The 13,981-nt window shown below is 42.4% G+C and carries 9 protein-coding genes; 2 read left to right on the top strand and 7 right to left on the bottom strand.

What is annotated here, in order from left to right; genetic code table 11:
* Positions 1 to 54: 54 nt before the first annotated feature.
* The 5 genes from DBT_RS00325 to mutS all read right to left on the bottom strand — a co-directional run bounded on the left by DBT_RS00325 (position 55) and on the right by mutS (position 8,528).
* A complete protein-coding gene (locus tag DBT_RS00325; protein ID WP_067615307.1) occupies positions 55 to 1,317 on the bottom strand; it encodes a nucleoside recognition domain-containing protein in 1,263 nt (420 codons plus the stop codon).
* A 3-nt stretch (positions 1,318 to 1,320) separates the two neighbouring features.
* Positions 1,321 to 2,511, bottom strand: coding sequence for a class I SAM-dependent rRNA methyltransferase (locus DBT_RS00320; RefSeq protein WP_244155267.1), 1,191 nt, complete (start codon positions 2,509 to 2,511; stop codon positions 1,321 to 1,323).
* Positions 2,498 to 3,919: a mannose-1-phosphate guanylyltransferase/mannose-6-phosphate isomerase gene (locus DBT_RS00315; protein WP_067615304.1), complete on the bottom strand. Its 1,422-nt coding sequence runs from the start codon at positions 3,917 to 3,919 to the stop codon at positions 2,498 to 2,500. Before DBT_RS00315 ends, DBT_RS00320 begins: the two co-directional genes overlap by 14 nt.
* A 101-nt stretch (positions 3,920 to 4,020) precedes the next feature.
* A complete protein-coding gene (locus tag DBT_RS00310) occupies positions 4,021 to 5,817 on the bottom strand; it encodes an N-acetylmuramoyl-L-alanine amidase (protein WP_083186513.1) in 1,797 nt (598 codons plus the stop codon).
* On the bottom strand, positions 5,814 to 8,528 hold the full coding sequence (gene mutS / locus DBT_RS00305) for a DNA mismatch repair protein MutS (RefSeq protein WP_083186512.1): 2,715 nt from the start codon (positions 8,526 to 8,528) through the stop codon (positions 5,814 to 5,816). The genes DBT_RS00310 and mutS overlap by 4 nt, the downstream gene beginning before the upstream one ends.
* Here mutS and DBT_RS00300 point away from each other — a divergent pair.
* Both DBT_RS00300 and DBT_RS00295 read left to right on the top strand, forming a co-directional pair.
* Positions 8,527 to 9,498 carry a polyprenyl synthetase family protein gene (locus DBT_RS00300; RefSeq protein ID WP_067615300.1) on the top strand — a complete coding sequence of 324 codons (972 nt, stop codon included), beginning with the start codon at positions 8,527 to 8,529 and terminating at the stop codon, positions 9,496 to 9,498. The genes mutS and DBT_RS00300 overlap by 2 nt on opposite strands.
* Positions 9,495 to 10,145, top strand: a complete 651-nt coding sequence (locus DBT_RS00295; RefSeq protein WP_067615298.1) for a polysaccharide deacetylase family protein — start codon at positions 9,495 to 9,497, stop codon at positions 10,143 to 10,145. The genes DBT_RS00300 and DBT_RS00295 overlap by 4 nt, the downstream gene beginning before the upstream one ends.
* Here DBT_RS00295 and DBT_RS00290 read toward each other — a convergent pair.
* Entirely contained in the window at positions 10,138 to 12,462 is a 2,325-nt protein-coding gene (locus DBT_RS00290; protein WP_067615295.1) for a GspE/PulE family protein, read from the bottom strand. The genes DBT_RS00295 and DBT_RS00290 overlap by 8 nt on opposite strands.
* A complete protein-coding gene (locus DBT_RS00285; protein WP_067615293.1) occupies positions 12,455 to 13,978 on the bottom strand; it encodes a hypothetical protein in 1,524 nt (507 codons plus the stop codon). Before DBT_RS00285 ends, DBT_RS00290 begins: the two co-directional genes overlap by 8 nt.
* Between the last annotated feature and the right edge of the window lie 3 nt (positions 13,979 to 13,981).

The raw sequence follows: 13,981 nt of genomic DNA, 5'->3' as shown, positions 1-13,981 counted from the left end.
AATCCCAAATGTTCATGTGCCCATTCGGTAGAATTGCGAAGTTCATAATTGGGGCTAGTAGGTTAATTTGCAAATAAATAATGCGGCAAGGGCACCAGCAACGTCTGCTGCCAGGGCCGGTATCAGGGCATATCTATATTTTCTTATCCCCACAGAGCCAAAATAGACTGCGAGCACATAAAAGGTGGTCTCTGTTGAACCCTGAAGAGTTGAAGCGAGGTAAGACGCAAAGCTATTAGGGGAAGAGGCGATGATTTCGCTTGCGAGTCCAAAGGCCCCTGAGCCAGAAAGCGGCCTTATAAGAGCAACAGGGAGTACCTCAGGAGGAAATCCTATTAGGTCTGTTAGTGGAGATATGGTTGCTACGAAGACATCAAATGCCCCTGAACTCCTGAACATAGATACGGCAACCAGGATCATTACTAGAAATGGGATGATCTTGATTGCCACATTAAATCCTTCTTTTGCCCCTTCACATGCGGTCTCATAGACTTTTATCCCACGGGAAAATCCCAATAGCAAAATACCTGTCATTAGAAGAGGTATTAGCCAGAAGCTCGATATCTCTTTTAGGGCCGGCAATACTGGTCCCTGTATTACCCTGTGGACTATTAATGCTAATAAGACAGTAACAACACTGAATACAATCAACTTGTGGCCAGAAGATATAGGGGGGAGCGGATCCGCTTCAGGCAAGAGAAGGGATTTTGAATTGTTTGATGAAAAATCGGTGTTGACAACGTTTCTCTTTAATTTTCTCATGAAACTGGCAACAGTTATGGCGGTAAGAGTGGAAATACTAGTTGCAAACAGCGTTGGAAGGATAACGCCTGCTGGATCTGTGGCCCCTGCAGAGGCCCTTATTGCTATGATTCCCAATGGGAGGAGTGTAACGTTTGAGGTATTTATAGCCAAAAAAAGGCACATTGCATCAGTTGCTACCCCTTTTTGGGGATTGAGTTTTTCGAGTTCCTGCATGGCCTTAATTCCAAGAGGGGTGGCTGCATTTCCAAGGCCCAGCATATTTGCCGCAATATTCATGACCATGGCACTCATGGCAGGATGGTCCTTGGGGACATCAGGAAAGAGTCTTTTGAGAATTGGATAGAGCCTTCTCGAAATGGAATGTAAGAGTCCAGCCTCTTCTGCTACCTTAATGAGTCCAAGCCACAAGGCCATGACGCCAACAAGGCCTATGGCAAGTTCTACTGCTCCCTTTGCTGCCTCAAAGGAGGCGTGAGTCAAGGCCTCCATCTTCCCCGTCCACGCCGCAAAGATGGTTGACGAGACAATAAGGAATAGGAATATCCCATTCATTTGTTATTCAACCTTGAGAACAAATCCCTTTAAGTAAGATGCCTCAGGGAAAGTCATGAGCACTGGATGATCAGGTCCCTGCTGAAGCCGTTTGATTATCCTTACATCTCTACCTGAATCTATGGCAGCCCCGGCAATAACCTTTTGAAAAAGATCATGATCTATAAGACCAGAACATGAGAAGGTAAAAAGTATTCCTCCGGGCCTTAAGAGTTTCATGGCAAGAAGGTTTATATCTTTGTAACCTCGGCATGCCCTCTTTACATTTTCCTTGGATTCAGCGAATTTTGGGGGATCAAGGACGATACAATCAAATGTCCTAGCACTATCCCTGAATGTCCTAAGGATCTTAAACGCATCTCCTTTAATGGCTTCATGAGGAGGAAGTGGTACATTAGTGGCATTTAATTGAAGATTCTTTTTTAGTAGATCCAAGGAGTTTCTGGATATCTCAATATCTGTAATCGAATTTGCCCCGCCTATAAGTGAGAATACAGAAAAACCACCCGTGTAAGAAAAACAATTTAGGACATCCTTCTCAAAGGAGAATTTTGACAATAGCCATCTATTATCCCTTTGATCCAGGTAAAATCCAGTCTTTTGCCCTTGTTTGACATCTACAAAGAAGCGTGCGCCATTTTCGTGGATTTCTATCAGGTCTGGAGGAGTCTCGCCATAGAGTAATCCTTTTTTTAGCTGGAGGCCTTCCTTTTTGCGTGGGCCTGCATCAGAGCGTTCAAAAATGGATTTTGGATGGACAAGCTCCACTAATGCCTTAACTATTTCCCCTTTCCACTTCTCTACGCCTGCACTCAAAAATTGACAGACCAGTACATCATTAAACTGGTCAACTATAAGGCCAGGCAGACCATCAGATTCAGAGTAGATAAGTCTAACAGCATTGGTTGACTCAATTAAGCCCTTTCTTCTTTTTATTGCGCATTCAAGTCGCCTTTGGAAGAAAAGCTCATCAATTGGTTCATCTTTAAAGGTCCATATTCTCGCCCTTATTTCGCTCTTGGGGGAATAGAATGCCTTTGCCAAAAAGTTTCCATATGAGTCAAACACATTTACGGTATCACCAAGTCCAGGGCCACCTTCTAGGTCTTTAATTGCCCCGGAAAAGATCCATGGATGTCTTTTTTTGACAGAACGCTCACGTCCTTTTTTTAGTATGAGTTTATGTCCGTCCATAGTCGTCATCAAATCGCACAATGTCGTCTTCTCCTAAATAACTACCAGATTGGACCTCAACAAGTTCTAGGGGGATAATGCCTGGATTTTCCAATCTGTGTTTTTCACCAATTGGTATGTATGTTGACTGATTTTCTGTGAGTAGGATTACTTCATTTCCCCTTTGAATTTTGGCAGTTCCCTTGACTACAATCCAGTGTTCTGCCCTGTGGTGGTGCATCTGTAGTGATAATGATGCCCCAGGCTTAACAGTAATCCTCTTAACCTGAAATCTTGGCGCAATGTCTACTGTCTCATAGGTCCCCCATGGCCTATGGACCTTTTTGTGAATAATCGCTTCATTTCGGCCATTGTCCTTTAGGTCTCTTACGATGGCCTTTACGTCCTGAGCCCTCTTTTTGGGGGCGACCAATACAGCATCTTTGGTTTCAACTATAATTATATCCTCGAGTCCAATGGCTGAAATCAGCCTACCAGTAGAGAGAATATAACAGTCCTTGCACCCATTTTCCATCACGTCACCAAAGATTACATTTCCATGTTCATCCTTTTCGCCTATCTCCCAAAGTGCCTTCCATGATCCTACATCACTCCAGCCCATATCTCCTGGCACAACAGCCACTTTGTCGGTCTTTTCCATGACAGCATAATCGATCGAATCTTCTGGAGAGCGTGTGAAGGTTTCTTCATCTAGATATAGGAAAGCCCCGTCCTTTTTTGCCCTTTCCACAGACTGGCCAACTTCTTTGAAGACTTGAGGTGAAAGTCGCTTAAGCTCGTCTAAAAATGTTGAGACCTTCATGACGAAAATTCCAGCGTTCCAGAAGTAGTCTCCAGAAGATACCATTTTTTCTGCGTTTATGGTGTCTGGCTTTTCAATAAATTCTATTGCCTTAAAATCTCTTCCCTTTTTTATATAGCCATAGCCTGTTTCAGGGGATGTTGGTTTTATGCCTATGGTTACTAAAAGCCCATCTTGAGCAAGCTCCAAGGCCTTGTTTTGTACGATTTGTTTAAAGACAGAAGGTCTTTTTATGACGTGATCAGAGGGACATACGAGGAGTACTGGGTCTCTTCCAAGTTTTTGGGCATAAAAGGCAGCTGCAGCTACTGCAGGGGCAGTGTTTTTCCCACATGGTTCGACGATTATAGTAGGATCTTCACTGATTGTCCCTTCTAGTTGTTCTTTTATGAGGAATCTATGTTCCATTCCTGTTATAATCCAGGGAGAAATTCCGTCAGAGGTGTCAACGCACCTTTCCCAGGTGAGCTGAAAAAGACTCTTATCACCAGTCAAATTCATTATCTGCTTTGGGTAAAGAGCCCTTGATAAGGGCCAAAGCCTTGACCCCACTCCTCCTGCAAGTATTACTGGTTGAATATCAATTGTTTTTTTTGCAAAATTCATAAAAAAATGCCTCCATCCCGATATGATTGTAAAATTAATAATGAACTATTTTTTTAAATAAAAGATGTTAGTTTTCAACGGTTGAATACTTACATGTCTTTTTAATTTCCCATCCCCAAATTTGCTATGAGTTCAGTATTCTTTACATATTCTTCAATGCCAGCTGCAATACCCTTTGCAATTGCCTCAAGGTATTTTGGGCTTCTTAGTCTCCTTTCCTCTCTTTTATTAGAGATAAACGATACTTCTGTAAGGACAGCAGGCATTCTGGCTCCAATCAGTACAAAAAATGGGGCCTGTTTTACTCCCAGATCACTTATTCCTGAATATCTCTTTTTCAAGGTGGTTACCAGACCATTTTGTATAAACTTGCTGAGACGTTTTGACTCCTCTACTTTAGAATTTTTCATGATTTTGGTTAGAATTCCTTTAATATCTCCAATGCGCCTTCTGCTTGTGGCATTTTCGAGTGCGGCTACCCTCATGGCCTCTTCGTCAAGGGCAAAGTTTAGAAAATAGGTCTCTACTCCCTTGAGTCTCCTATTGGGTGCTGCATTACAATGTATGGAAATGAATAGATCAGCCTTTTTTGCATTTGCAATAGCTGTTCTCTGTTCTAATGGCAAATATTTGTCAGTAGAACGGGTGAGAATAACCTCTGCATTAAGGCGTTTTTCCAGTTCTTTTTTTAAAAAATGAGCGATTTTAAGGGTTACATCCTTTTCTCTAAGGCCTGTAGGTCCTATGGCGCCAGGATCCTTTCCTCCGTGGCCAGCATCCACTACTATCCTTCTTACACATAGTCCTAGTTGTTGTGCAAGGGTTAGTTTTCCCTTGGGGGGGAGACAAAGAGGTCTTTGGGGATACTTTTCTCCAAAGGCATCTACCACGATCCTGAAGGGATCTTCGAGATTAAAGACCTTAGTCTTTGAGGTCTTGCCCAGGTCAAATACCACCCTTGCAGTATCCCGATCGTATTGGGCAATCCTAACCCTTTTTAATAGCCCGCCACTAATAACGATCTTTTTTTCCAGGTCCTTTGCGACCCTTGCAGGGGTAATGTCTATATAGAGTCTTTTGGGAAGGCCTTTTTTTCTGTTTTCGGAGAGAAAGCCTGCATGGTAGTGGGTATTTTTGGAGACATCTATGACTACTCGTGTATAGTCTTTTTCTGACCAGTGTCTAATATCTTTCACAACAGCATAGGGATTTGCCAGGACATCTCCTGAAGTCCGAGTACCATAGGTTCTCTTCTGAGCCTTCAGTTTAGATACCTTTTTTTTGCCAAGACGTCTTGCGGCCTTCCTGTAATAGTCGGATCCTTCGTAGTCTAAGATAATCCTCTTCCAATAGCTTAATGCCTTCTCTTTTTGCCCCATGCGCAAATATAAAACCCCTGCATGGTATAGGGCATCGTCTGCATAGGGGCTTTGAGGAAACCTTTCAAAGAGGACCTCATATCGTTCTATGGCCTCTCTTAGGTCTTTTTTCCTTCCAGAGTAGCCATAGAGCTCTTTATAGAGTCTTGCCATCATGTAGAGGCTTTTGGGCGCATATACCTCGTTTTCAGGCCAGCTTAGATATACTTTTCTAAAGGCTCTTATAACTTTGAGCCAGGCCCTTCTGTCTTTTCTGAGTCTGGGGCTTTTAGTTAGTCGCTTGTATGCCTTCCATGCAGCGGAATATTGGGGCCTTGGGCTGGTGGATTTAGCAAAAATTTCATTGGAATTGAAGGATAACGATGCAAATATGATCAGCGATATGATGCACAATAGTCGGAACCTGAATCCCGCAAATTGTAGGTGTGACATTGAGTTAATGTGGAGGGGGTGAATGCGTAGTCCAGATTCAGTTTCTCGCATTCGCCATGCAGGATTTGGGTTTAATTTAAACATCATTCTGACTTCAGTTCCCCCTTCAACATAGCAAGAAAGTTCAAGGCCTCAAGGGGAGTTGTATTATTGATGTCTATGGTTTGAATACGTTCTCCAACCTTTTTGAGCTTAAGACACCTTTCGGGGCATTCAAAAGGCAAGCTCATTTGTATGGGTCTTTTCTTTTTTGATTTTATTTCTGCTGAATTAGAATTTTCAATTTTTTCAAGGAATTCCTGTGCTCTTTCAACCACTGATCCCGGGATTCCAGCAAGAGCCGCCACATGTATTCCATAACTCTTATTGGCAGGCCCCTTTTTTAGTGTATAAAGAAAGATGATTTCCTCCCCCCATTCCTTAACTGCCACAGACAGGTTTTTTACCCTATCGAAATCATTTTCCAGACGGGTAAGTTCATGATAGTGAGTTGCAAAAAGGGTCTTAACTCCCTTTCCACCGATCTTCAATAGTTCTTCTGAAACAGCCCATGCAATGGCAAGTCCATCATAGGTGCTGGTTCCTCTACCTATTTCATCAAGGATCACTAGGCTCTTAGGCGTGGCATTGTGGAGGATATTTGCGGTTTCGCTCATCTCCACCATAAATGTGCTCTGTCCTCTGGAGAGGTAATCCGTTGCTCCAACTCTCGTAAATATCCTGTCTACAATCCCTATTGCTGCGTATTCACAGGGCACGAAGCTCCCCATTTGCGCCATTAGAACATTTAGCGCAGTGGATCTAAGGACAGTGGATTTTCCTGCCATGTTTGGCCCAGTGATAATTATGAATTGTTCTTTGTCGTCATCTAGGTGGATGTCATTTGGCACAAAGGTGTCTTTTCCTATTACATTTTCGATCACCGGGTGCCGCATTTTTTTCAAGGTTATTTCATCGCCATCAGAGACAATGGGCCTTTTATATGAATGTTTTTGGGCAACAGCAGATAAGGACTGGAGACAATCAAGTTTTGCTAAGAGTCTTGCGTTCTCCTGCAATTTTTCTCTCTGGTCTACGACGCTTTGTTTGATTTCATCAAAGAGTTTTTGTTCTAGTGTGATACGTCGTTCTTGGGCAGAGAGAATTTTTTCTTCTAGTTCCTTTAGTTCCTGAGTTATATAGCGTTCGGCATTGACCAGGGTCTGTTTTCGAATGTAGTCCTGGGGCACCTTGTCCTTATGAGTCTTGGTGACCTCTAGGTAATAGCCAAAGACCTTGTTGAAGCCTATTTTGAGATTAGGAATTTGGGTCCTTTCCCGTTCCCTAGCCTCGATTTCAGCTATGAAGCCCTTTGCATTCTCTTGAAGCTCTATGATTTCATCTAATTCTTGGTTGAATCCTTTCTTAATTATACGTCCATCCCTGATAAGTTGTGGCGCATCCTCTCTTATGGCATTAGAGAGTAGATCTCTTAATGACTTTAAGGAGTTGAGTCCTTTTTCAATAGCTACTAGGGTATGGGCCTTTGGGTCCTTCAGGTTTGAGAGCACTTCCTTGATCTCGGGAATGGCGCTAAGGGATTCCCTAAGTGCCAGTAGTTCCCTTGGGTTAATAGTCCCAATAACTGCACGTGAAAGCAGCCTTTCTAAATCATGTACCCTTTTTAATGAGGAGCGAATGAGGTCAAAGACTTTATGCTCGGTGCAAAGAAATTCAACAGCATCCAATCGACGGTTTATTTTTAGGGGGTCGATTAGGGGATAAAGTATCCACCTTTTAAGGAGCCTTCCTCCCATAGGGGTCAGTGTCTGGTCTAATATCGAGAGCAGGGTATTAGTTCTACCACCATCTATGTTGTTTGAGACTAGTTCTAGGTTCCTTTTGCTTGCTTCGTCAATGATGAGAAACTCATGGAGGTGGTAGGCTCTTGGGGGTTCAATGTGGCTGAGTCCAGCCTTTTGAGTCTCCTTGGCATATAGTAGGAGGGCCCCTGCTGCACCAATAGCCTTATTGAGTGTATTTATACCAAATCCTTCAAGACCTTTTACCTTGAAGTGTTCTACAAGTGTCCTTTCAGCCCGTTCTTTTTTAAATAGTTGAAAAGGGCGTCGAGTGGTGAAAAGTTTGGGGAATATTCGGTGTAGGTCATTAAGAAATGGCTCAAATATTGGTTCAGCTTCAATTTCTTCAGGAAGTAGTAGTTCTGCTGGTTCTAGCCTGAATATTTCCTCCAGGCATTCTTCTTTGTCTTTTAGATCGGTTAATCTAAATTCTCCTGTTGAAAGATCCATATATGATAGACCCCATGGTTCAGTCCTCTTTTTCCCGGGGTTTATGGCGAGAAGGTAATTATTTGCATTGGGGGTGAGCCCTTCTTCTTCTGTGATGAGTCCTGGAGTAAGGACCCTGATGACTTCCCTTTTGACAAGCCCCTTTGCCTTTTTGGGATCTTCTACTTGCTCGCAAATGGCGACCTTTTTGCCTGCTTTTACTAATTTAGATATATATGGATCTGCAGAATGGGCTGGTACCCCACACATGGGCACTTTCTGATCTTTTTCTCTGTTTCTACTGGTAAGGGTGATGTCAAGGATACGAGATGCCTCCTCTGCATCTTCAAAAAACATTTCATAGAAGTCCCCCATTCTGAAGAGTAAGATGGCGTCGGGGTATTCCTCTTTAATTGCCATATATTGTTTGAACATTGGAGTCATATAAGAAACATGAGATAAAATGCCTATGATTTCAAGACCAATTTCCAGTTGGAATTTTTCTCTGATAGTGTAATTTTGCCCCATGAAGAAAAGTCCACTAGAGCCATTTAAGAAAGATCTTGTAGAAATTGAGCGTCATCTTGAAAACTGTCTGGGATGTGAACATCCACTAGTCCAGGAAGTCTCTAGGTATATAGTATTTTCAGGGGGAAAGCGTATAAGGCCCGTACTTACAGTGGCCTGCGCAAGACTCTTTGGTATAGAAAATGATGACTGTTATAGATTGTCTGTGGTCCCTGAGTATCTTCACGCAGCAAGTCTATTACACGACGATGTTGTAGACGAGGGAGAGCTTAGACGGGGAAAGCTACCAGCATATAAGGTCTGGGGAAACCGCATAACTATTCTTTCAGGGGATTATCTCTATGCTAGGGCCATTGAGATAGCAAGTTCATTTGGGAATGCAGAAATCGATGCTGTAATTGCAAAGACCGTCCAAAAAATGTCAGAAGGTGAGATTATTCAACTTGTTCAATCAAAAGATCCTGAACTCACTCTTGAGGTTTACTATTCCATAATAGAGAGAAAGACGGGGGCCCTGATTGCCGCATCAGCCATGATAGGAGGGCTGTTTGCAGGGGCCCCAAAGGCCCTTTGTAAGAGTCTGTATGTATTTGGGGATCTAATTGGAAAGGCCTTTCAAATTGTAGATGACCTCCTGGATTACACGGGAGATGAGAATGAGCTTGGAAAGGGCATTGGCACAGATTTAAAGGAAGGTAAGGTAACTGTCCCTCTAATTTATGCATTTAAAATGTCCGATCCCCAAGTAAGGGAAAAGATAAAAAAGATCCTTAGTCAGGAAAACATTTCCGATGATGAAGTCAATTGGGTGAGATCAGTAATTTTGTCTACTGGAGCGCTAGAAGCCTCCTTCAATGAGGCCAAAGGCCATATAGACAATGCCATTAAAGAGCTAAACAAGATGCCAGAGAGTGAGACTGTTGGGCATCTCGTAAACCTTTCTAGATATATTCTTGAGAGGAGGCGATGAGAAGGGGATTAGTATTTGGGGCTGCAGGATTTTTGAGTTTTTGGGCGTATGAATTTTTTTGTCCCAGATCTACTTTTTTTGGCAGGGTAAAGACCCATGCTCCCAGAGAAGTTGATGCAGTAGGCCTTTTATTTGAAAGATGTCCCAATAAAAATACCATATTCCATGTTGAGGTCCTGTTGGATCAGAATGTTCCAGGGACGATGTTTATAGAAGAGCTCAGGGCGCGAGATTATCCAGAGACTTTGAGGCTCATGAAATTATTCGAGCTTGGTGTGCATGGGATGGATAATAGCCCTCTTATTTTCAAATCTAGATTCGAGATCAGAAAGAGACTTAGGGGAGCAATGGCCACTGCCCACGATCTTGCTGGAAGGCAACCAAGGTTTTTAATGCCTCCCAGGGGTCTTAAGGACATCACTCTTTTAAAGGAGGCTGCAAGCTTAGGCCTTACAGTTATACTCCCGAGGCTCAGATTAAAAGGAGGCCAAAGACTTAAGGACCCAGTAGATAATGTCTTGGAGAAAGTGCTTCCAGGAGATTTTATTTTGATCCCTGAAAATACCGCCCCTAGAGACTTAGAGCAATTGATTATTGGGCTTCGGAGTCTTGGCCTTGGGTGTTGGGGACTTAGTGGCCTTATCTAATACAGGCTGCTCTTACCTGTTTTAGATCTGTAATTCCATCAATGACCTTAAGAATGCCGTCTTGTTTAAGGGTCAGCATGCCAGACTTCATGGCCTCTTCCTGTATTTCAAAGACAGGCCTTTTGTCTTGAATGAGCTTTTTTAGTTCGTCTGTAGATAAGAGTAGTTCGTGTATGGCAAGGCGGCCTTTGTAGCCGGTGTTATGGCAATAGCCGCATCCTTTGGCCCTGTATAGTAAAAGGCCCTTCTTTTCTATCACTAGTGGTTTCGTGGGATGGAATCCGTATTCAAACATGAGCTCTTTGATGTCTTCTTCCTTGGCCTCATATGGCTCTTTACATCTGGGACAAAGTCTTTTGACAAGCCTTTGAGCGAGTACGCACAGTAGGGCATCAGCAAAATTAAAAGGATCCATTCCCATACCAAGAAGCCTCGTAACCGTCTCTGGGGCAGAATTGGTATGCAGTGTAGAGAATACCAAATGACCTGTAAGAGAGGCCTCTATAACGGTGGTTGCCGTTTCTTCATCCCTTGTCTCCCCAACCATTATAATGTCTGGATCAGCCCTCAAGAATGCCCTTAACACCCTTGCAAAGGTAAGTCCAATAGCTGGATGAACCTGGACCTGTCTCAATCCTTCTTGTACAATTTCCACAGGGTCTTCTGCAGTCCATATCTTTTTTTCTGGCCTATTGATATATCCCAAGGCAGCATGAAGGGTGGTGGTCTTACCAGAGCCAGTGGGGCCAACTACTAGTATTAATCCGTAGGGCATTTCAATCATCTTTTTGAGATTCTCGAGGTTTTCTTCAGACAGGCCAATCTTGTCCAGAGGCATGGCCTCTGTGGAGGCAAGTATTCTCAGTACGATATCTTCGTTGTTTTCGGTGGTGGGAAGTGTAGCTACGCGAAGCTCAATAGTTTTACCAGATCGGGACTTAAATTTTATTTTCCCGTCTTGAGGAAGCCTTTTTTCAGCAATATCCAAATTTGCCATTATTTTTATACGAGAGACTAGGGCCCGTTTATAATTGTATGGAATATTTTGATATCTGACCAGGTCTCCATCGATCCTGAGGCGTATCAAGGCACCCCTTTTCCCTGTGAGGCTTTCTATGTGTATGTCAGAGGCATTTCTAGCATAGGCATCTTCTATGATTTTGTTGGCAAGTTGTACTACGACGCTGTCTGCATCGTCTATAATCGGCTCCTCTTCTTCCTCAATAGTTTCAAAGTCCTCTTCTATGATCTCCAACTGATCAAAGACGTCTTCTTCAAGGCCTGCTAGAGAGTATTTACCAAAGAAATAGTCAATGAATTTGTCGATATCCTCTTTTAGGGCTACGACAAATTTAAAATCCGTTGCCTGTATTGCCCGTCTTATGTTGTCAAGCTTTACAAGATCGTGGGGGTTGTCAACTGCTACAATAAGTAATCCCCGTTCTTCTTTTATTGGGATACAGGAGTTGCTCCTAAAGAACTGTTCTTTTATTCCTTTTATGCACGATGGAGCAGTACCTACTTCCAGTTCATTGAATTCTACAAAATCAGTCCGAAAATATTCGGAAAGAGATTTTCCAAGCTCTGCCTTGTCTATGCCAAATTGATTCAATAGTACGTCTTCAATAGATTTCTTAGAAGAACGTGCTATTTCCTTTGCTTTTTCCAGTTGTTCTTCTGTTAAAATGCCCTCTTTAATCAAGTAGTAGAATCGGCCAAATTTTCTAGCTGTCTGAGTAAGGTCCTCAAGGCGCTGTGAGGCATTTCTAAAATTTGGGTCAATACGCATGATTTCTTCTAAGCACTCAATGGCCATTGCCACAGATCCTGTTTTTTCATATGTGAGGCTCAGGAGATAAAGGTATTCAAGTCTTTTTTCCTGTGTGAGATCATTCGACGCTATGGCCTTCTCAAGGTGTTCTATTGCATCAAATGGCATATCTAGTCGGAGATAGGCCTCTCCTATCATGCCATGGATGAGGTCAGTCTTTTTTCCTGTATTTAGTAGAGAGTTTAGTTCCTCAATTGCCTCTTTATAAAATCCAGCTTCAAAGAGTCCCAGGCAGTTTAAGTACGATTTCTCAAATTCATCTTCGATAACTTCACCTAAAGTAGTTTCATCAGATTTATTTGAGCTAGAAAGTTCATGTATCTTGGTCTCTATGTCTTCTTTTAGGGATTCTGGTATATCGTCTCCAGCCTCGGCTAAGATGGCATCGTAGATGCTCTTTGCATCCTCTATAAGGCCTTGATTGGCATAAAGTTCAGCCTCTAATAATTTGGTTTCTATGTCTTGGTTGTTTTTAGTATTATTCATTGAATATCTTTTCAACTGTTATTACAGGAATTTTTTTGCCTTCTTTTTCAAGATAGCCTATCCATGGCAGTGAGTTTTCGGTTTCATCATGCCATTGCCAATCATCTGTATTCAGGTTTTGTGGTACACCTTCAATAATTAAAGCACAACCCTTGCCATCTTTGTATAATAATGCCAATGATAAGTTAGGAGTATCTGATTCAGGAGCCTCTTTTGCATCTGGATTTTTGATGACAGGCAGTGTTATGGCTTCTAGAACGGATTCGTCCAAACGGCTTAGTTCTCCTGTAAGCATTGGTCTAATCTTTGACCATGGCCATTTCTTCAGTGAGCTAAGGTTAAAAATGCTCTCCTGACCAGAAATTTTCTGTCCAATGGATCTGGAATGTCCAATATAACATACTTCTTCTGGTATTAGGCCAATTGTTCTCCCTTGCCATGTTACTAATTGGATTTCTTTAAAAGGGGGAAAAATGTTTTTTGGGGGTTCAATCTCTGTGTCTTCTCCAATAATTACTTCTTCTGGAGGTGTATGTGAGAGCCTGATCTCTGGAAAGTCCAGTCCAAGTTCATCGGTTAGGACCTGTATGGCACCTTCTAATCTTGATCTTATGTTGGCCAAGAATTTGTAAAGTTTTTGGCTCTTTTTATGATGAGAAAGAACTTCCTGAACCGGTATAATCTTTTCTATACATACAGCGAGATCGTTAAGTACTGCTTGTAACCGTTCTTGATTAAAGGGTTTTTCTTTTATCTCTTCCAAGATAGGGACATCACAGATTTCTTCGACAACCCTTTTGTCATCCCATGAATCAGTACTAAGCCTTTCTTTTGGGGGCTTATCCTCAAGGCGAACAAAAGCCATATATTCCTTGGCTTCTCTTATCAACTCCTCTGTTTCATGCGATATGGGATGAGAATCTTTCACTATGGCCATTAGTGCTTCAAGGCCCTTCTCCAACGCCTTGGGAGCATTAGGGCAGGCATGATCTGGATCCTCTTTGACGGCTCTCATAATGTCAAGCATTGAATGCACAAGGAAGCTAGCATCCTCAGATGCCAAGTCCTCTATCTTTTGGGCAATATTCTTCAGGATTTCATAGGCAGACGTAAGGTCTTCTTTTGTTATTTCCCATTCTAAGGTTAATAACGACTGATACAGTTGGTTAAATTGGTGAACCATTGATTCAAATTGGGTTGATGTCTCTTTTTCCTCTTCTTCCTCTTCAAGTCTGATATCCTCAATGGTGGGCTCTATCACTGGCATGGTGGGGGGGGCTGTTTCGAGAGGCACACTATCGTCTTCGTCTAGTTCCAGAGTAATTTCTTCGTCAAGGTCAGTTTTATCCTCTTTTTTTGTGCTTGGCTTTTCCTCTCTAGATCTCTGAACCTCTTTAATTTCATTGGTCAAAGGGTCGATCTCGATCTCTTTTGTTGGGGTAAATAGGGAATCAATGGTGTCTTCGATCTCTTTTATGAATTTTTCGAGATCAGGAATGTTTTCTTTTTGTGGCATAAT

The sequence above is a fragment of the Dissulfuribacter thermophilus genome (genome assembly GCF_001687335.1).
GTDB classification, from domain to species: Bacteria; Desulfobacterota; Dissulfuribacteria; order Dissulfuribacterales; family Dissulfuribacteraceae; genus Dissulfuribacter; species Dissulfuribacter thermophilus.
Note: the sequence above shows the minus strand (reverse complement) of the source record. Positions and strands in the feature narration are given on the sequence as shown.